The organism is Acetobacter senegalensis (assembly GCF_001580995.1).
In the GTDB taxonomy this organism is placed as follows: Bacteria; Pseudomonadota; Alphaproteobacteria; order Acetobacterales; family Acetobacteraceae; genus Acetobacter; species Acetobacter senegalensis.
This window is the reverse complement of record NZ_LHZU01000133.1, coordinates 1-18,169: the sequence shown is the minus strand read 5'-3', so window position 1 is coordinate 18,169 and position 18,169 is coordinate 1. Positions and strand designations below refer to the sequence as shown.

Genomic DNA, 18,169 nt, shown 5'->3' with positions numbered 1-18,169 from the left:
CAGCCTTGCCCTCCTGCCCTTTGCCTGTCACAGCAGGGATCACCCTTACATGGAATATTTTGACTGAATGCCAGACTCTCTGGAGCATTTTCTCGCAGCAACAACGGCCTACCCGGCCGTGCAGGTACTTATTGTCATTCTGGCCACCTTCATTCTGGAAGATGCGGCAACTGTGCTCACTGCCATTCAGGTCAAACTGAATGCTCTGGGGCCTTTTGAAGCGCTCATCGCCCTGTATGTCGGCATTGTTCTTGGTGATGTGGGGCTTTACGGAATGGGCTATCTGGCTGCCCGCTGGCCCCCGGCCCGGCGCTGGGTCAACACCCCCGAACGCGATATGCAGCGCCAGTGGCTGACGCAAAAACTGTTCAAGGTGGTTTTCATAAGCCGATTCATTCCGGGCACGCGCCTGCCCCTTTATACTGCCTGCGGGTTTTTCAATGCAGGATTGCGCACCTTTACCTTGGCCACTCTGGCTGCCACCCTGATCTGGACATCTGCGCTATTTGCGCTATCGCTCCACATTGGTGGCTATCTTCTGGCCCACCTTGGGGCTTGGCGCTGGGCAGGCATTCTCGGCTTTGTGCTGGTCATCATCATTATGGGTCGTATTGTCGCCCGCATGCAGAAACAGGGAAAATGACCAAGCAGCCCCTCTCAGCCCACGCTCAATCCGCTCCGCAATCCCAAAATGGATCACCTCTTTCCAGCTTTGAATTCTGGCCTGGGTGGATTTTTTACACGCCTATCGTGATCTACTGGATTCTGTTGGGCCTTCGGTATCGGGACTTCAGCACTCCCACAGCAGCCAACCCTCGGATTGAAACGGGCGGCCTGTGCGGTGAAAGTAAAAGCGGCATTCTGGACATGGCGGGCACAACAGCCGCCCGCTGGATCGCCCCTTACACAACCCTGTTTACAAGCACTGACGATACACGCCGCGCGGAAGAAGCGATGGCGCATAAAGGCCTCAGCCTACCCGTCGTGGTAAAGCCAGATATTGGCTGCAATGGTACGGGTGTAAAGCTGGCCCGCACGTCAGCCGAACTGGATGCTGCCTTGGCCGCGTTCCCGCGAGGGATAAAACTGGTTATTCAGCGTCTTATTCCCTACCGGCATGAAGCCGGCCTGTTCTATATCCGCCATCCTGACAGCCCGCATGGCACACTCTCCTCCCTGACTTACAAGGATATTCCTGCGCTACAAGGCAACGGACGAGATACGGTTCTGGAACTCCTGAAGCAGGATCCACGCACACGCCTCCTGCTTCATATCTACACCCCGCGCCTGCAAAATCGTCTGCATGAGGTTCTGCCTGAAGGGGAAACCATAGATCTCGTCTTTACGGGCAACCATTGTAAAGGCGCCATTTTCCGCAACGGCGCAGCAGATATCACACCGGCCCTTACGGCAAGGCTGGACGAAATCATGCAGGATATCCCTGATTTCCACTTTGGCCGTGTGGATGTGAAATTCGACAGTGTTGACGCTCTGCGTGCTGGCGAGAAATTCGAGATTATTGAAATCAACGGCGTAGGTTCTGAGGCCACCCATATCTGGGACTCCCGCACCAGCTTGCGTGAAGCCTATGCCGCCCAGTTTCATCATTACGGGGAAACATTCCGTATAGGCGCCAAAAAGAAAAAAGCTGGCTGGAAATCCAGCGGCCTCTGGCATGGCGTGCGTCTGTGGCGCAGGCAAAAGCGACTGCTGGCATCCTATCCCATGAATGATTGAGAAGGCCGACTTATCCCAATCAAGGATATGATAAAAACGTTCACACAGGATCACTGATACGCGATCCCTCCGCAGCGCCGCTCATAACTCGGATGGGCCGCGCACCGGCGCGCCCTACCTTTTAGGGTGCTGGTTCAGTAAGGGCCGCATCCTTGCCTAGCCGAGAATGGCTCCGGCCGTAAAAGCGGTAGCTTGCCCAACCACACAGAATATAAGCTGCCAGCAAAACGGCCGGTACCGGATCTCCTGAAAACACGGCCATAATGATATCTATAAAGAGCGGAGCCGCCATAATCAGGCAGAATAGAATGCCTAAAAGGGGCACATAGCCAAGCCAGATCCCTTTTATTCTAAAACCGCCACCGGGCACGCTGAAAGAGCGCGGAAAATCCGGCGCAGTATTGCGTATCCAGATAACGGTAAAGCACACAATGCCGAATGCCGTAGCCGTGCCAAGGCTTACAAGATCGCCAATAATATCGATCGGTAATGTCGCCGTGGCCACAGCCACCAGAAGACCAAGCACGATGGTGCCGATCCAGGGTGTTTTATAACGTGAATGCAATGTGCTGAAGACAGGCATCAGCAGGCCATCTTCCGCCATGGCAAAAAAGATACGGCTTTGGGCATAAAGTAGCCCGAACAAAACCGAGCACAGGCCGACCACCGCCCCTATTTTCACAAAAACGGCCAGCCAGGGCTGATGCATGGCATTCACCGCTATTGCCAACGGATCAGCCACATCCAGCGTCTTCCATGGCACCACACCAATCAGAACGGCCGCCACAACAATATAAACCGCCGTGCAGATCAACAGGGACAGGATAATCCCTACCGGAATATCCCTGCGCGGATTACGGGCCTCCGATGAGGCCGTAGAAACAGCTTCAAAGCCAACATACGCAAAGAAAATAATAGAAGCTGCCCGAAAAATTCCCGGCAATCCGTAGCGGAAGCCCCCTTCATGCGGCGGGATAAAGGGCGTCCAGTAAGAGGGATGGATCTGCCATACGCCAAGACCCACAAAAACGGCCAGAACGCCCACTTTCAGGAAAACAATGGCCGTGTTGATCCGCAGAGATTCCTTTACCCCCAGAATCAGCAAGCCTGTCACAACCAGAATGGATGCAGCGCCGACCGCATCCAGTCGACCTGCCACGGAAACATGACGTTGCGTTCCATCCAGCGCGACCTGCATGGTTGTGGTGCTTAAGGCCGAGGGAACATGAATCCCGAAATCCTGTAGGAAACTTACCGCGTAGCCGGAAAATCCGGCAGCCACGCCCGCGCAGGAAATGCCGTATTCCAGCAGAAGCAACCATCCCACACCCCATGCCCACGCTTCCCCCATGGAAACATAGGCATAAGTATAAGCAGAACCGGAAACCGGCATGGCTGAAGCCAGTTCGCCATATGCCAGCGCCGTAAACAGACAGGCCAATCCGGCGACGACAAAAGAAAGCAGAATGGAAGGCCCGGCATAATTGGCGGCGGCGGTGCCCGTCATCACATAAATGCCAGCACCAATAGTGGAGCCTACACCCAACATGGTGAGTTGAAGCGGGCCTAATGTGCGGCTTAACCGCTGAGCGCCATTTTCCTGCTCGATTCTCTCAAGTGATTTACGGCGAGACCGCCCTTTTTCCGGGCAGGATGAAAACCCCATGAGAGCCTGTATAACCTCCACCACACGCCAGCAGCTTTTGTTACGCAGCCGGCTCTAATATGCAAATAGAATCAGGCCTGCGTCCTCGGCAAGCCGCTCTTTGCTTCAGGCACTGAAATGGAAAATCAGCGTCGCGATAAGCCCTGCCCCAATGCAGTAATAGGCAAAGGGAGAGAGCGCCCATCTATCATGGTCGCGAAAATAACGCATCAGGAAAGCTGTGCTGGCCAAAGCCGTCACGCCCGAAATTACGGCAGCAATCAATGCCACGTGCATCTGCCCAGGCTGCAACGGCATATGCCGCATCTTGAAGGCTTCCCTTACCGTAGCGGCAATAATGACTGGCTCAGCCATCAGAAAGGAAAAGCGCGCGGCTGTGTCATGCCGCAGACCACGGATCAAACCACCGCAGATGGTCGCCCCAGACCGGGAAAAACCGGGCAGAAAGGCAATGCATTGGCACACGCCAATCACTAGGGCGTCCCGCATTGTCATGTCCGCTACCGTGCGCACACCATAACGACCGCCCATACCCCGCAATTTTTCCGCCAATAGCAACATAATGCCATTCAGAAACAGGAAAATAGCAGCGGAAGACGCTGAACCGAACAGGCTGCGCAACATATGTTCAAACAGCCCGCCGATGATAACGGCAGGAATAGTGGCCACAACCAGCAGGAACAGAATGTGCATGCTTTCCATCTGGATCCTGCTTCCCAGCAGGCCTGCAGAGCCTTTGAACAGGGCGGCCCAGTCTTTCCAGAAGAAAATCAGTAACGCAACGGACGTCCCGAGATGCAGCATCACCAGAAAAGGCAGAAACGCTTCATCATGCAGATCATAAGACCAGTGCAGCAGTGCAGGCAAAATGACCGCATGCCCCAGACTGCTGACCGGAAACAGTTCCGTCGCCCCTTGCAGGATAGCTATGATAATAGCCTGAATGAAAGACATTGATAACAAAACCCAGTTCTGGCCACACAAGCTTGTCCTTGCACCAAGTCCCTGCCTGCTGCAAGCATTCATAACCAATGGGCAAGAGCCCTGCCTTAATAACGGAGAAAGCAGATCAATGATTGGGAGAGGCCGCGCAGGCGCCACACTCTTCAGCAGCGCCGTATTGGCTGGCACGCTGGCCTTCGCGCTGTATGCCCGCGCCACCCAGACCGCCCCCGGACAGGAGCGGTATGACCTTTCTGCGCGCTTTGTCTCTGCCAACGGTTTGGCACGCGGCGCGGATGTTGCCTTGGCTGGCGTGCCTGTGGGCCGTGTTTCCTCTGTTACACTTGATCCTGTTTCTCAAATGGCCATTGTGAAATTCCGGGTGAACACGGAACTCAAGATCCCTGATGACAGCACACTGACAATTGGCAGCAGCACCCTCTCTTCCGATAACGCTCTGATAATTGAGCCAGGCCATTCTCACACTCTGGCAACCCCGGGCACGGTACTGACCCACACGCTTGAGCCTTCCAGCCTTGAGCAGCAGGTGAGCAACTACATTTTTGGCGGAGGCAATCTGGATCAATGAAGGCCGTTGCCTGCGCCCACACTGGCGGCTGCGATTTTTTGTAACAAAAACAGCAAGAACGCCTTGACGACCCCACCCCACCAAGGGTAGATCACCTCCACCGAACGATGGCGGCGTAGCTCAGCGGTAGAGCAGGGGAATCATAATCCCTTGGTCGGCGGTTCAAATCCGTCCGCCGCTACCATCTTTCCTTGAAAATCAAGACTTTAGAAATCAGTAGCTTTTCTATTCCTTGATGTTCGGGTTTCTTCCCATAAAAATTGCAGTCATCTGAATTTATGGCGGCACTTATTCTGCCACGGATAAGCAAAATTCTTTTTGCCTGATGCTATCCACACAAAAAAAAGCGTCGCATAGCGTGTCCTTCAGAGAAGGCACAACACCATACGACGCTCACTCTAAAAAACCGTCAGATCAGCCTTCAGACAATTCAGGCTGGGGCTGAATATCGGGCTGCGGTTCTTCGCCCCGCACCGGAGCATCACCATCTTCTCCGCGAGACGCTTCATTACCTTCATCAGATGCACTGACATTGCGCTGGCGGGATGCCTGACGCTCTGCCCGCTCCTGCTGGCTTTGCTGGGCGGCCTGCGTCATGGCGTTCATGATACGGAAGTAATGCTCGGCATGCTGGAAATACGCTTCAGCGGCAACACGGTCTCCCGCGCCCGTCGCATCCCGACCATGCTGGAGATATTTTTCAAAAAGCTGCTGTGCCGTCCCACGTACACGAACATCAGGGCCATGACTATCAAACACGTGGTTCCGGTTCATCGGAATCTGACCATTCAGATGCCGGGAAGAACCACCACTCCCGCTACCACTAGAGCGATGATTTCTGGTTCGCATCCGTTTTACATTCATGAGCTATCGCAGCACTTTCACGTTCATGGCATTCTGCATGAAGAAACAGTCGAACTTTTCAAGACGTGCTTCCTGACTGAAGGCCGAATTGTGTGTCGGAACGGGCTTCTTTTCAGCAGGGAAAAACCATTGCTGAGATAAAGGCCCTCATTGCTTTATTCATATGGCGGAAAAATAAATGATAATCGCCACATCTCTGAATAAGCAGTTATGATCTTAGCAATCCACCAAGCTAAAGCCAACCTATTTTTTATGTGATTGCATCAGTCCTGACCCGCAAAACTGCGGCCCTTGGCACCCCACCCAGATCCGGCCTGATTTCAACAATCTCCAGCCCATGTTCCGCAGCAACATGCCGTAGATCCCGCGACTGATGAATCCCGATCTCGAAAATGGCTACACCTTGTGGGGAGAGGAGATAAGGTAACCGCCCACAAAGGAAACGATACGCCTCCATACCATCCTCCCCTCCATCCAACGCGGTGAGTGGTTCATGCAGTCGGACTTCGGGCATCAGCTCAGCAAGATCAGATGTTGGAATGTAGGGCGGATTGCTCAGCAGCACATCAAAACGCTGGCCTTTCAGCGCATCATCCCACCTGCCTGCCAGAAAAAAGGCGCGCTGTGCCATCCCGCATCGTTTGGCGTTGTGCGCAGCCAGAATCGCGGCGTCGGGGTTGATATCCACGCCAATGCCCCACGCCTTCTGATATTCCGCCAAAGCCGCAAGTAAAAGGCAACCTGTTCCCGTTCCCATATCCAGCACAGACAAGGCTGCCTGCACGTCAGGACAGTAATCAAGAAGACAGGCGAGAACGGTCTCACTATCACCACGCGGGATCAATGTTGCCGGAGAAACAGCGAGATCAAGCGTCCAGAACCCTTTGCTGCGGGTTATGAACGCCATGGGTTCATGCGCAGCCCTACGGGCCAGATAAGACAGAAAGGGTTCTGCGGGCACATCATCTCTGGGGGATGCAGCCAACATTTGCTCCGGGCTTTTGCCCAGCGCATACGCCAGAAGAAGCCGGGCCTCCCGCCGAGGATTTTCAATAGCAGACGCTGCCAGCACCTGCGCACCATGAGCAAGCAACTGACCCAGCGGCTGGCTGGCTGCATGTTTTTCTGCTCTACTCATAAGGAACCCTTTATCAGAGCGGTACTGTTTGAAATGACATTTTCATCCTGCACCGGACGCGTCCTGCGGGTGCTCTTACCCTTCTGCGCTGCCATTGTCTCCCTTACGGCCGGAGCATCAATGGCGCATGCAGGCGAATTTACGGTGACTGACGAGAAAGCGGATGCAGAAATCTCCGAGATTTCCCGCCTTTATCTGGATGGAAAGCTGGCTGCCATTTTCAAACTGGATGACAAAAATCGCGGGAAGACCGTGCGCATCCCGACCCCGATGGGCCGGATTGACCACACTTATACCCTCTGCGGTGAAATCACCATTCGCACACCAGAAGGACGGGTGGAAACGCACGAAGTCAGCAATGATGGCACGCTTCACAATCCGGATGGCCATCACCTTTATGCGCTGGGCTCCAACAACTTTACCGAATTCTTCCTGATGGACCCCGATGATGACTCCATTGCGGAGCATCACCCTACCCATTCCAATGTCTGCTCCATGCCGGTTAGTTAGCCGTTCTAGCCAACATCTCGGCAGAACTTGGAGCGCTCGGCCAAGGCCAAACTCAGAACCCTTCCGCGGCCAGAAGTTCGGCCTGTTCTTCCTGTGTCAGGGCATCCACAAAATCATCAATTTCACCAAGCATGATGCGGTCAATCTTGTAGAGCGTCAGATTAACCCGATGGTCTGTCACGCGGCCCTGCGGAAAATTATACGTCCGGATACGCTCTGAACGGTCGCCCGTCCCCACCTGAGATTTCCGGTTCGCTGCGCGGGATGCGTGGGCTTCCGCCCGTTCCCGCTCATACAGTCGCGCCCGCAAAATCTTCATGGCTTTTGCGCGGTTCTTATGCTGGCTTTTTTCTTCCTGCATGGCCACCACTATGCCGGTAGGCAAATGGGTAATGCGCACAGCACTTTCAGTTTTGTTCACATGCTGGCCACCCGCGCCAGACGCCCGATAGACGTCAATCCGCAAATCACCTTCATCAACCGTAACATCAACCTCTTCTGCCTCAGGCAGCACCGCCACGGTTACGGTGGAGGTATGAATCCGGCCCTGACTTTCCGTTGCAGGCACACGCTGCACACGATGAACACCAGATTCATATTTCAATCGTGCGAAAACGCCCTTCCCGCTGATTTCCGCAATCCCTTCGCGCAGACCACCAAGCTCGCTCTCATCATAATCCATGATGGAAAAACGCCAGCCTCGCAGGTCCGCATATCGACGGTACAGATCAAACAGTTCTGCCGCAAAAAGAGCAGCTTCATCTCCACCGGCGGCAGGCCGCACTTCCAGGATGGCACTTCTCTCGTCGGCAGCATCTCGCGGAAGCATGGCCAGGCGCACATCCTGCCGTAGTTGCGGCAATGTTTCCTGAAGTTCGGCCAGTTCCAGCTCGGCCAGTTCTTTCATTTCCGGGTCTGCCAGCAACGCTTCCGCCTGCTGGGCAGCCTGCTCAGCCGAGCGCAGCGCGGTGATGCGCGCTACCAGCGGCTCAATTTCTCCATATTCACGAGAGGCCTGCGTAAAAGCCTCGCCGCTTATGCCACTAGCCAGCTGGGCTTCCAGTTCAAGCGCCCGGCTGACAATCCTGTCCAGCCGTTCATCCAAAGTCATTGCGCCGTTGATCCACCCACGCCCGCAAACACTGCCTTTGCGTCAGAAAGAAGTCGATCACGAGAGACCTCCTCCTCCTGCCCGGTTTCCATGGCTTTGACCCTGAAGACCCCTTTAGCCAACTCATCCTCGCCCAGGAAAATCACGTGGCTGGCATTCTGCTTGCCTGCCCGCTCCATACGTTTACGCAAGGAGCCACGATACCCGATTTCCACCCGCACTCCCTGCCGACGCAGCCCCTGCAAGATCTGGAAAAGTGCTTTTTCATCGGGTGAACCAACCGGCACGATTACAACCGAGCGCGGCGCAGCCGGAGACGCATCCAGCAACATGGAAAGGCGCTCCACACCAGCAGCCCAACCAATGGAAGGCACTTCCGGCCCACCCATCTGCTGAACCAGGCCGTCATAACGGCCGCCTGCCATAACCGTGCCCTGAGAGCCCAGCTTGCTGGTCACAAATTCGAAGGTGGTGTGATTATAATAATCCAGCCCACGCACAATGCTTGTGTTGACCTTGTACTCAATTCCGAAGCCATCAAGCGTGCGGCGCAGATCATCCCAGAATGTGCGGGCTTCCGGCGTGAGAAACTCTTCCATCATGGGGGCATCTGCCACCAGAGACCGATCACCAGCGTCCTTGCTGTCCAGAATCCGCAGCGGATTTTTCTCCAGCCTGATGCGGCTTTCTTCCGAAAGGCGGTCCTTATAGCCGGAGAAATAAGACACCAGTGCAGCACGCCACGCATCCCGGCTGGCCGTATCGCCCAGCGTATTCAGCTCCAAGGTCACGTGTTCCGCCACACCCAGCGCCGTAAGCACCTGATACCCCAACGCTATTGCCTCAGCATCAGCCAGAGGTTCCGCTGCACCCATCAGTTCTGCACCAATCTGATGGAACTGACGATAACGCCCTTTCTGTGGCCGCTCATGCCGGAACATGGGGCCTGCATAGAAAACCTTCTGCGGCAGGGATTGCGTAAGCCCATTTGTCACCAAAGCGCGGCAGATGGCAGCCGTGCCTTCCGGACGCAGGGTCAGGCTTTCGCCATCCCGGTCACTGAAGGAATACATCTCCTTGGAGACAACATCTGACGTATCGCCCAGCGAGCGGGAAAATACTTTCGTGTCTTCAAAAATCGGGGTGGACCATTCATCAAACCCGTATAGCCCCGCAATATGGCGCGCTGTTGAGACAACATGCGTGTAACGCCGCTGCTCCTCGCCAATAAGGTCGTGCGTTCCTCTTACGGGTTGAATGGTGCTCACAGATCTTTTCCCGATCACAGCGCCCGCCACCGGCTATTACGCAGCGAGCTGACTCTTCAAATTTTACGATAAAAAACCAAGGCGCATGGTCTGATTGCCCGGAATCAGACCATGCTGGGCCTCAGCTTTTATTTAGCGGAAGACATTTCCGGCAGTTCTTCCGTCTTGCCTTCAGCCTTTTCCTTGGCTTCTTCGGCCTGAATGGCTGCCACACGGGCTTCCACCAGCTCCACCACATGCTCAATCATGTCGCCAGCCGGAATAGTATGGTCCTGCTTGCCAGCGGAATAGACCATATGACGGCCTGAACCACCGCCCGTTACACCCAGATCCGTCATCAGGGCTTCACCCGGTCCGTTCACAACGCACCCGATAATGGAAAGCGTCAGCGGAGTTTTGATATGGGCCAGACGATCTTCAAGCGTCTGAACCGTTTCCACCACATTGAAACCCTGACGGGCACAGGACGGGCAGGAAATAATCTTTACGCCACGGTGACGCAGGCCAAGGGATTTAAGAATATCCCACCCGACCAACACTTCTTCTTCCGGCGCGGCAGAGAGCGAAACGCGCATGGTATCACCCACACCGGCCCACAGCAGATTACCCAGACCAATGGAAGATTTGACAGTGCCGGCACGTTTGCTGCCAGCTTCCGTGATACCGATATGCAGCGGGTAGTCACATGCATCAGCCAACTGCTGGTAGGCAGCCACCGCCATGAAGACATCAGAGGCCTTCACGCTGATCTTGAATTCACGGAAATCGTGATCTTCCAGAATCTTGGCATGTTCCAGAGCGCTTTCTACCAGTGCTTCCGGGTTAGGCTCGCCGTATTTTTCCAGCAGATGCTTTTCCAAAGACCCGGCATTCACACCGATACGGATGGAACAGCCATAATCCTTGGCAGCATTGACAACTTCTTTCACACGCTCGGCGTTGCCAATATTACCGGGGTTGATACGCAGGCAGGCCGCACCAGCCTTGGCCGCTTCAATGGCCCGCTTGTAGTGAAAGTGAATGTCCGCCACGATGGGCACGTTCACTTCCCGCACAATTTCTTCAAGCGCCTTGGTGCTTTCTTCGTCCGGGCAGGACACGCGGACGATATCCACACCAGCCAGTTCTGCACGGCGGATCTGTTCGATCGTGGCCTGTGCATCACTGGTCAGGGTGTTGGTCATGGTCTGGACAGAAATCGGCGCATCCCCACCGACGGCTACCTTGCCGACATGGATCTTCCGTGATTTCCGACGCTCGATATACTGGTAAGGCCGGTAGCCACTCATCTTACATCCTTTTGTCGAGACGACAGTTGATCAGGCAAACCGTGTTGTGGTGCACGATCACCCATTACGTTTGATGCCTTCCTGCCAAAATCAATGCGCGTTGGCTACATGAAAGCGCGTAAAAGAGGCATTCAATGTCCGCCCAATCCCTGTAACTGACGGGCATTCAGGTCATCCGCGCTGGTTTCAGGAGGGGGGCTGCTCTTACGCCGCGGCATGGAACGCACTGGCATGGCTGGCGCATTCTCCTGCACGACACCGTCCTGATCCGGCTGGGCAGATGAAGAAGCGGCCTTTCCGCCTGCCGGCAACGTGGAGGATGGCACATCTTCCGACTGCGAGCCATTATTCTGTTGTTGCGGCTTTGAAGAACTCTGCGGTGAAGCAAGCCCGGCAGCAGGAAGCGACGGAGCGGCTGGTACGGATGATGATGCCGAGGGGGATGTAACCACACTCGATACCGGCGCCCCCGCAAGGCTCCCGTCCCGCACAGCGTCAACCGTCAACGGCAGCTTCCGCCGCACCGCGCCATTACGACCAAGATGAGGCGTTGTCACACTTCCGGCAGCAACCATAACGCCGCCAGCATTACCAACTGTCAAACTATAGGGGCCGTTTTCTGGTGGTACATCCCACTGGTCACCCGGCTGCATGATGTGGTCATACACCACTTTTCCGGCACCATCCTTTACCTGCACCCAACTCGCGGCATCCGCCTTCAAGACAAGTTGGTTTGCGTCTGCTCCAGTAGACTCGCTCCCTTCGGCACTGTCCGAAGACGGTGGCGGTGTATTCGCCGCAGGAGAAGAAACACCTTCCGTCCCGCTAGCCAAACCGGAAGCCTGTTCTGTTGCTCCCTGCGCAGACGGGGCCAACGGATCATTTGAAGCTATGGCAGGAACTGAATGCTCTGCGCCCCCTAAAGGCACGCCCGATGCCGGGGCTGGCGCAGGCTGCGGTGGAGGAGAAGCGCCCGGATCAGGCAGAATGGACGCCACCTGCGGGGAAGGAGCATTGGCCGTTTTCTCGCCCGGAATAATCTCCGCCACGGGCGGCACATGCTCAGGCACCGGCGGGGCATGGCCTACGAATTGGTACCAGCCCACATAGGCCCCCACTAGCACCAGCAACCCGAGAGAAACTGTAACCCCCGGCGGAATTCGCCGATCAGGCGGTGGTGCCGGAAAAGTCAGTTCGGGTTTGCGATTTCGAACCTTCCCTTCCCGCTTGTAGCGCTGCACCACATCTTCAGCATCAAAGCCCAAGGCTTGCGCGTACGTGCGCAAGAAGCCCAAGGCGTAGGCCTCTGCCGGAAAAACCCCGGCACGCCCACTTTCCAGAGCCTCCAGATAAGCTTCCCGAATACGCAGCCAGTCGGCTATCTGCGGTAATGTCCAGCCAAGCTGCTCCCGCCGCATACGCAACGCGCTTCCCACACCAACACTCGCCACATCTGGCAGGACGGAGGAAGCGGCAGGTTTTTCCTGCTCGGGAACAGAACGGGTATCAGCCATCAGCATCCATACGTCGCTGCTGGCGCACCAGTGCCAGCACAGCTTGATCAACAAGGTCCGCAATAATGTCAGCCACAGGCTGAACGGCCTTCACCATTCCGACAGACTGCCCGGCCATGACAGATCCGTTTTCAACATCTCCCTCTATTACAGCCCGACGTAGGGCGCCAGCCCAGAAATGTTCGATCTCAAGCTGGGCTTCCTCACGCGAGATCGAGCCACTCTGAAAGCGACTAATCACATCCGCCTGATGCGCCACGAAACGGCTGCTTCCTTCATTGGCCAGCCCCCGCACCGGAATAACGGGAAAACGTTCGTCAAGCTGAACAGAGGTTATGGCATCCCGCGCATTAGCCCGCACAAACGCTTTTTTGAACTTTTCATGCGCAATACTTTCCGCAGCAGCGGCAAAACGGGTGCCCAACTGGCCGCCGGAAGCCCCCAGTTCCAGATAGGAAACCAGCGCGTCCCCACGCCCCAGCCCGCCAGCCACAAACACCGGCACCTGATCGATGTGGGGCAGAATTTCCTGCGCGAGCACCGTCAGAGAAACAGGGCCGACATGACCGCCAGCTTCCGCCCCTTCAATCACCAGCGCATCTACACCCATTTTGATCAGCCGTTTGGCCAGCACCAGAGCAGGCGCAAAGGCCACCACCTTAGCACCGCCATCCTTGGCGGCCTTGATGGCCGCCCCCGGTGGAATACCACCAGCCAGCACAATATGGCCAACGCCTGCCTGCAAACACACATCCACCAACTCGGAAAGCTGGGGGTGCATGGTGATCAGGTTCACGCCGAATGGTTTGTCCGTCAGCGCACGGGTTGCCGCTATTTCTTCGGCCAGACGGTCCGGTTCCATGGCGCCACAGGCAATCACCCCAAAGCCACCAGCGTTGGAAATGGCGGAAACCAGATGACGCTCACTAACCCAGGACATCGCCCCGCCAAGAATGGCGTACTGGGTCCCCAGAAAATCTGCACCACGCTGGCATAGGTGCTGAAGGCGCTTACGCGCCCGTTCTTTCTCGGACTCGGTCGGCAATGCCGTCAGATCGCGTTCCATCAGGTCAGACATTATCCAGCCCATACGCTGTATGCAGAGCACGCACTGCCAGTTCCGCGTATTCAGCAGCGACCAGAACAGAAACCTTGATTTCGCTGGTCGAGATCACCTGAATATTGATTGAGCGCTCAGAAAGTGTGCGAAACATGGTGCTGGCCACCCCGGCGTGCGAGCGCATGCCTGTGCCCACCACGCTGATTTTCACCACATCATCATCCGTTACCAGTTCTTCGTACTGAACAGCGTCCCGCACGGATTCCAGTGTGCTGATAGCGCGCGGCAGGTCTGTCTTGCTGGTTGTGAACGTCATGTTCGTTGTGCCGTCAGCACCCGTGCTCTGCACGATCATATCCACATTGACGTTGGCTTCACTCAACGGGCCGAAAATTGCAGCGGCAATCCCCGGACGATCAGGAATCCGCCTTACAGACAGCTTGGCCTCATCACGGGAATACGCGATGCCAGTCACCAGTTTCTTTTCCACTATTTCGTCCTCATCCACCACCAGGGAGCCGGGAAGCTTACCTTCAACCAAGGCTGGCCCATCTACAAAGCTTGAAAGAACCTGCACACGTACGCCTTGCCGCATGGCCAGACCAACGCTCCGTGTCTGAAGAACCTTCGCACCGACGGATGCCAGTTCGAGCATTTCTTCATAGGTAATTTTTTCAAGCTTGCGTGCTTTTGACACAATGCGCGGATCTGTCGTGTAGATCCCGTCCACATCGGTATAGATATCACACCTGTCTGCCTTGATGGCTGCGGCCAGCGCAACGGCCGAGGTATCAGACCCCCCACGGCCCAGCGTGGTCACACGCCCGTCCGGCCCCACGCCCTGAAAGCCGGCCACCACAGGCACAACGCCTTCCGCCATGCATCCCAGCAGATGGGCGCCGTCAATTGTGTCCAGGCTGGCCTTGCCATGTGCCGAATCGGTCCGGATAGGAACCTGCCATCCGGCCCAGGAACGCGCGGACACACCAAGTTTCTGCAGGGCAATGGCCAGAAGGCCACTGGTCACCTGTTCACCGGTCGCCACAATGGAATCATATTCCCGCGCGTCATGCAGGTCAGAAAGCGCATCGCAATAACCGACCAGCTTGTTGGTTTCCCCCGCCATGGCGGAGACAACAACCAGCACATCACAATCGGCGTCTTTCTGTTTCTTGACACGCTCGGCCACGGCCTTAATGCGCTCAATATCCCCCACGGACGTTCCGCCAAACTTCATGACGATCCGAGGCACGGAACCGGGCATAATTTTTTCTCCACCAGACAGGCCGTAAACAGACCGTTCTTTTCACCTTCCACGCGCACTGCTGGCATGAAAGACGCAAAAGGACGGTTGCGAAGCTTCACAAGGCGCGTCACATACCCTTCCCGGCCCCCTCTCGTCCAGCGGGGGAGATCAGCAGGAAAGGAATTTTGTTCCATGCATCCCTCCAGCCGCGACGCTGCATCCTCCGTTTCCCCCGAAGAAATTGCCCGCTTTGGCGCTCTGGCGGATAAATGGTGGGACCCCTCCGGCCCCATGCGGCCCCTGCATGCCATGAATGAACTGCGGATAAGCTGGGCCTGCCGCCACTTCCCCCTGCGTGGGCGCACCAGCCGCCGCGTGCGTGTGCTTGATATCGGCTGCGGCGCGGGTTTGGCCAGTGAGGCACTGGCAAGGGCGGGCCATGATGTTCTGGGCCTTGACGCCTCTGCCAACGGCATTGCCGCCGCACGGACGCATCTTGAAAATCACCCGCTTCCCGATGGCTCCGGCCCGCTGACTTATCGTGTTGGCAGCGCAGAAGAACTGGTGGCGGAAAACGCCAAATTTGATGCCGTGGTCGCCTTAGAAATTATAGAGCATGTGACTGATCCTGAAAGATTTATGCACATGCTGGCTGATCTGGCGGAACCGGGTGGCATTGTGATTGTATCCACCATGAACCGCACCCTGAAATCTCTGGCCATTGGCAAAATTGGGGCGGAATATCTGCTCCGCCTCCTGCCGGTTGGTACGCATGAATGGCGGAAATTTATTACCCCTGCCGAACTGGGCCGATATGGCCGCTCAGCAGGTCTGAACATCCAGGCTATTGCGGGCATGGTGCCCAGCCTGACCGGCTGGAAGGAAAGCCGCAACCTTGATGTAAATTACATTGCGGCTTTCAGAAAAAGCTGATTCCGGCGCGCTCAGGAAGCCGGAACACGCAGAAATTCAAAACACGTGGGGCTGCCAATTGGCGTAAAGTCCCATGTGAAACTGATCTTTCCCGTCGTTTTATCAACCCGGAAGGATGTGATGGAATCACTCCTCTGGTTTGCAACGTACAAATAGCTGCCTGACGGATCAAACATGAGCGACCGCCCATAATCCGCATGGGTCCAGATCTCATCCACCAATGTCAGGCCTCCATCCTTGGCGACCTGAAACACAGCCAGCGAATCCCCCAGCCTGTTGGACACATAGAGAAAATGTTCATCAGGAGAGAGCAGAATGCCTGCGGCCAACGTGCTGCCACGGAAATGCGCTGTCACGCTACTGACAGTCTGCTGCGGCGCAATCTTGCCTGTCTGCGGGTCAAAATCCGCTACCACAACCTTGGAGTCCTGCTCACATAGCAGATAGAGCTTGTGTCCATCCGACCCAAACTCAAAATGTCGGGGCGCAGAACCCGGCGTCATGGTTGTAAAGGGCACAGCGGCAGGAGTGAGCTTGCCGGTATCCAGATTGATGGTCCACACGTAAACACGGTCCAGCCCGGCATCCATCACCAGAACGTATTTGCCTGTAGGGTCAGCCTTCACCATGTGGGGATGGGCTGATGAATGATCGCTGATGGCAAAATTGCCCGGCGGGTTATCCGCCGCCCGATCTGGCATGCGGGGCCCGGTGTTGTGCAGCAGTTCGGTCATACGGCCCAGAGAGCCATCGGCCAGAACATGCAGAACCCCGACCGTTCCCCCGGTATAATTAGCGACCATGACATACCTGCCAGACGGGTGGACGCTCAGATGCGCCGGGTCCGCGCCGCCGGAGGCAACAGTATTCAGCTTTGTCAGGGCACCTGTTGCATGATCAATTGAGAACGCCGTTACAGAGCCACTATGCGCCGTATCAAAATCATTGATCTCACTGACGGCATACAGAAACCGTTTATCGGGTGAGAGCGCAATATAGGACGGACTGGCAATGTCCGTGAATGTCATCAGGTTTGTCAGAACGCCCGTCTTCGGATCCATTTCAAAGACGGTAATCCCTTCCCCATTTCCTCCCGGCGGCCCGTGCTGGGTATATCCCCCCACATAACAATATGTGCGCTCCCGTGATTCCGGATCAGCCGGATCTGGAGCCTTGGCCGTATCGTCCTGAGCGTAGGCCGGAAGCGCTACCGTCACGGCTCCGGCCATGCCAGCAAGCCCGAACAGACGACGGGAAAGAGAATGAGTCATAAACAAGAGCCTTGTTGTTCTTTTCAATTTTTAATGCGGCATTTTACACACCGGGCCGATGGTTCCCTGATAACGGGTCCATGTCTGGGTTTCGCCAAAAAGCGGCAACCCGATATATCCCCGCAGTTTCAGAACATCTTTTCTGGGAGACCATATCTGCGCCTGATAAACGCTTCCGGTGTCAGGGTCTAGAATCTTGCCGTTCCAACGCCCGCCTTCATCAGAGGATGCACGGAAATCGGTAAGCATCAGAAGATTGCACTCCGAATTCCCCTTTTTGTCACGCGGAACATCCGTGCCCTCATATTGCAGCCCAACAAGGTGACCACATACCGTATCCCCGCACGTTCCTATCTTGAACACGCCATCATGGCCCTGACTGAGCCAGTAGCCTTCAAACGGATTGGCCTGCACACTTTCCGCCCGGGCGGTGCCTGACACGATAAAGAACGCGCATATCAGAACTGGGTAAAGGAATGCCGCAAGCCATCTGTTCTTTCTGCTCACCTTGTCCTTCTCCATATTCCTGCAACCTACCTGGCTGCATCTGTATTTTGGGCGCCTTCAGCGGGAATGACCTGTATCAGACAGACTTCCCCGCCAACCGCTCTTTCACAGTCAGCTATCTGACCGCCGAACCCACGGAATGGCCACCACATCCACCCCTTCTTCACGGAGCATTTCTTGGTCACGCTCCGTCGCGTTCCCATAAATACCCCGTTCAGGCGCTTCACCATGGTGAATCCTTACAGCCTCTTCTGCAAAGCGGTCACCCATGTTCTCGCAGTTCTGCTCTACCACCTGCCGCATTTTCTGAAAGGCCACCAGAACCTTATCAGGAATGCCTGCACCCCCGGCAGCCTGCGTGGCGGGCGCTGAGGTCGGCGCGCTTTCGTGCTCGGCAGCACCGCCACTCTTCCCGCCTTTGGCAATGGCGGGGGCCATCAAAACCTGCCGGACATCAGATGTCCCACACTCAGGGCAGTTTAAAAAACCATTCTGCTGCAACTGCACAAAAGGCGCGCTATCCC

General features: G+C 55.9%; 19 protein-coding genes and 1 tRNA gene. 6 read left to right on the top strand and 14 right to left on the bottom strand.

The annotated features are described in order from the left end of the window. The first annotated feature begins 67 nt into the window (after positions 1–67). Positions 68–643 carry a DedA family protein gene (locus AD948_RS09770; RefSeq protein WP_006557616.1) on the top strand — a complete coding sequence of 192 codons (576 nt, stop codon included), beginning with the start codon at positions 68–70 and terminating at the stop codon, positions 641–643. Continuing rightward, positions 640–1,737 (top strand): ATP-grasp domain-containing protein, encoded by a 1,098-nt coding sequence (locus tag AD948_RS09765; protein WP_058988968.1) that lies wholly within the window; start codon positions 640–642, stop codon positions 1,735–1,737. Before AD948_RS09770 ends, AD948_RS09765 begins: the two co-directional genes overlap by 4 nt. A gap of 121 nt (positions 1,738–1,858) precedes the next feature. Here the strand turns inward: AD948_RS09765 and AD948_RS09760 are convergent, their stop codons facing one another. After that, complete coding sequence (locus AD948_RS09760) at positions 1,859–3,403, bottom strand: APC family permease (RefSeq protein WP_061471791.1); 1,545 nt, start codon at positions 3,401–3,403, stop codon at positions 1,859–1,861. Between the two features lie 105 nt (positions 3,404–3,508). After that, entirely contained in the window at positions 3,509–4,357 is an 849-nt protein-coding gene (locus tag AD948_RS09755) for an undecaprenyl-diphosphate phosphatase (RefSeq protein WP_061471722.1), read from the bottom strand. Between the two features lie 118 nt (positions 4,358–4,475). Here AD948_RS09755 and AD948_RS09750 point away from each other — a divergent pair, with 118 nt between their 5' ends. Beyond that, complete coding sequence (locus tag AD948_RS09750; RefSeq protein ID WP_061471719.1) at positions 4,476–4,934, top strand: MlaD family protein; 459 nt, start codon at positions 4,476–4,478, stop codon at positions 4,932–4,934. A 109-nt stretch (positions 4,935–5,043) separates the two neighbouring features. Next, a tRNA-Met gene (locus AD948_RS09745) sits at positions 5,044–5,118 on the top strand. A 230-nt stretch (positions 5,119–5,348) separates the two neighbouring features. Here AD948_RS09745 and AD948_RS09740 read toward each other — a convergent pair. Both AD948_RS09740 and prmC read right to left on the bottom strand, forming a co-directional pair. Further along, a complete protein-coding gene (locus AD948_RS09740) occupies positions 5,349–5,798 on the bottom strand; it encodes a DUF4167 domain-containing protein (protein ID WP_061471716.1) in 450 nt (149 codons plus the stop codon). 250 nt (positions 5,799–6,048) lie between these two features. Further along, a complete protein-coding gene (gene prmC, locus AD948_RS09735) occupies positions 6,049–6,936 on the bottom strand; it encodes a peptide chain release factor N(5)-glutamine methyltransferase (RefSeq protein WP_061471714.1) in 888 nt (295 codons plus the stop codon). 120 nt (positions 6,937–7,056) lie between these two features. On the opposite strand from prmC, the gene AD948_RS09730 reads away from it, so the two are divergent. Continuing rightward, positions 7,057–7,446, top strand: coding sequence for a hypothetical protein (locus AD948_RS09730; protein WP_254909351.1), 390 nt, complete (start codon positions 7,057–7,059; stop codon positions 7,444–7,446). Between the two features lie 52 nt (positions 7,447–7,498). Here AD948_RS09730 and prfA read toward each other — a convergent pair whose 3' ends face one another. From prfA to AD948_RS09695, 7 genes are all read right to left on the bottom strand, one after another. Beyond that, positions 7,499–8,557 carry a peptide chain release factor 1 gene (gene prfA, locus AD948_RS09725; RefSeq protein WP_045541909.1) on the bottom strand — a complete coding sequence of 353 codons (1,059 nt, stop codon included), beginning with the start codon at positions 8,555–8,557 and terminating at the stop codon, positions 7,499–7,501. Beyond that, positions 8,554–9,825 (bottom strand): histidine--tRNA ligase, encoded by a 1,272-nt coding sequence (gene hisS / locus AD948_RS09720; protein ID WP_061471790.1) that lies wholly within the window; start codon positions 9,823–9,825, stop codon positions 8,554–8,556. The genes prfA and hisS overlap by 4 nt, the downstream gene beginning before the upstream one ends. A gap of 128 nt (positions 9,826–9,953) precedes the next feature. Then, the gene (gene ispG / locus AD948_RS09715) at positions 9,954–11,114 is read right to left on the bottom strand and encodes a flavodoxin-dependent (E)-4-hydroxy-3-methylbut-2-enyl-diphosphate synthase (protein ID WP_006557628.1); all 1,161 of its coding nucleotides are present in this window, start codon (positions 11,112–11,114) and stop codon (positions 9,954–9,956) included. Between the two features lie 131 nt (positions 11,115–11,245). Next, positions 11,246–12,628, bottom strand: a complete 1,383-nt coding sequence (locus AD948_RS09710; RefSeq protein ID WP_248845988.1) for a helix-turn-helix domain-containing protein — start codon at positions 12,626–12,628, stop codon at positions 11,246–11,248. Further along, positions 12,621–13,706, bottom strand: coding sequence for an NAD(P)H-dependent flavin oxidoreductase (locus AD948_RS09705; RefSeq protein WP_061471711.1), 1,086 nt, complete (start codon positions 13,704–13,706; stop codon positions 12,621–12,623). The genes AD948_RS09710 and AD948_RS09705 overlap by 8 nt, the downstream gene beginning before the upstream one ends. Beyond that, the gene (locus AD948_RS09700) at positions 13,699–14,952 is read right to left on the bottom strand and encodes an aspartate kinase (RefSeq protein ID WP_061471708.1); all 1,254 of its coding nucleotides are present in this window, start codon (positions 14,950–14,952) and stop codon (positions 13,699–13,701) included. Before AD948_RS09700 ends, AD948_RS09705 begins: the two co-directional genes overlap by 8 nt. Beyond that, positions 14,922–15,128: a hypothetical protein gene (locus AD948_RS09695; protein ID WP_006557633.1), complete on the bottom strand. Its 207-nt coding sequence runs from the start codon at positions 15,126–15,128 to the stop codon at positions 14,922–14,924. Before AD948_RS09695 ends, AD948_RS09700 begins: the two co-directional genes overlap by 31 nt. Between AD948_RS09695 and ubiG the strand changes: the two genes are divergently transcribed. Next, on the top strand, positions 15,127–15,867 hold the full coding sequence (gene ubiG / locus AD948_RS09690) for a bifunctional 2-polyprenyl-6-hydroxyphenol methylase/3-demethylubiquinol 3-O-methyltransferase UbiG (RefSeq protein WP_061471706.1): 741 nt from the start codon (positions 15,127–15,129) through the stop codon (positions 15,865–15,867). The genes AD948_RS09695 and ubiG overlap by 2 nt on opposite strands. A gap of 11 nt (positions 15,868–15,878) precedes the next feature. Here the strand turns inward: ubiG and AD948_RS09685 are convergent, their stop codons facing one another. The 3 genes from AD948_RS09685 to AD948_RS09675 all read right to left on the bottom strand — a co-directional run. Then, positions 15,879–17,138: a lactonase family protein gene (locus AD948_RS09685; protein WP_006557635.1), complete on the bottom strand. Its 1,260-nt coding sequence runs from the start codon at positions 17,136–17,138 to the stop codon at positions 15,879–15,881. A gap of 30 nt (positions 17,139–17,168) precedes the next feature. Next, entirely contained in the window at positions 17,169–17,579 is a 411-nt protein-coding gene (locus AD948_RS09680) for a DUF2147 domain-containing protein (protein WP_231948299.1), read from the bottom strand. A gap of 177 nt (positions 17,580–17,756) precedes the next feature. After that, a partial coding sequence (locus tag AD948_RS09675) for a DUF1178 family protein (protein ID WP_061471704.1) occupies positions 17,757–18,169 on the bottom strand: 413 nt, incomplete at its 5' end.

Coding starts and splice junctions, on each gene's coding strand:
- AD948_RS09770 (WP_006557616.1), top strand. CDS start 68: ATGCCAGACTCTCTGGAGCATTTTCTCGCAGCAACAACGGCCTACCCG.
- AD948_RS09765 (WP_058988968.1), top strand. CDS start 640: ATGACCAAGCAGCCCCTCTCAGCCCACGCTCAATCCGCTCCGCAATCC.
- AD948_RS09760 (WP_061471791.1), bottom strand. CDS start 3,403: ATGGGGTTTTCATCCTGCCCGGAAAAAGGGCGGTCTCGCCGTAAATCA.
- AD948_RS09755 (WP_061471722.1), bottom strand. CDS start 4,357: ATGTCTTTCATTCAGGCTATTATCATAGCTATCCTGCAAGGGGCGACG.
- AD948_RS09750 (WP_061471719.1), top strand. CDS start 4,476: ATGATTGGGAGAGGCCGCGCAGGCGCCACACTCTTCAGCAGCGCCGTA.
- AD948_RS09740 (WP_061471716.1), bottom strand. CDS start 5,798: ATGAATGTAAAACGGATGCGAACCAGAAATCATCGCTCTAGTGGTAGC.
- prmC (WP_061471714.1), bottom strand. CDS start 6,936: ATGAGTAGAGCAGAAAAACATGCAGCCAGCCAGCCGCTGGGTCAGTTG.
- AD948_RS09730 (WP_254909351.1), top strand. CDS start 7,057: ATGGCGCATGCAGGCGAATTTACGGTGACTGACGAGAAAGCGGATGCA.
- prfA (WP_045541909.1), bottom strand. CDS start 8,557: ATGACTTTGGATGAACGGCTGGACAGGATTGTCAGCCGGGCGCTTGAA.
- ispG (WP_006557628.1), bottom strand. CDS start 11,114: ATGAGTGGCTACCGGCCTTACCAGTATATCGAGCGTCGGAAATCACGG.
- AD948_RS09710 (WP_248845988.1), bottom strand. CDS start 12,628: ATGGCTGATACCCGTTCTGTTCCCGAGCAGGAAAAACCTGCCGCTTCC.
- AD948_RS09705 (WP_061471711.1), bottom strand. CDS start 13,706: ATGTCTGACCTGATGGAACGCGATCTGACGGCATTGCCGACCGAGTCC.
- AD948_RS09700 (WP_061471708.1), bottom strand. CDS start 14,952: ATGCCCGGTTCCGTGCCTCGGATCGTCATGAAGTTTGGCGGAACGTCC.
- ubiG (WP_061471706.1), top strand. CDS start 15,127: ATGCATCCCTCCAGCCGCGACGCTGCATCCTCCGTTTCCCCCGAAGAA.
- AD948_RS09695 (WP_006557633.1), bottom strand. CDS start 15,128: ATGGAACAAAATTCCTTTCCTGCTGATCTCCCCCGCTGGACGAGAGGG.
- AD948_RS09685 (WP_006557635.1), bottom strand. CDS start 17,138: ATGACTCATTCTCTTTCCCGTCGTCTGTTCGGGCTTGCTGGCATGGCC.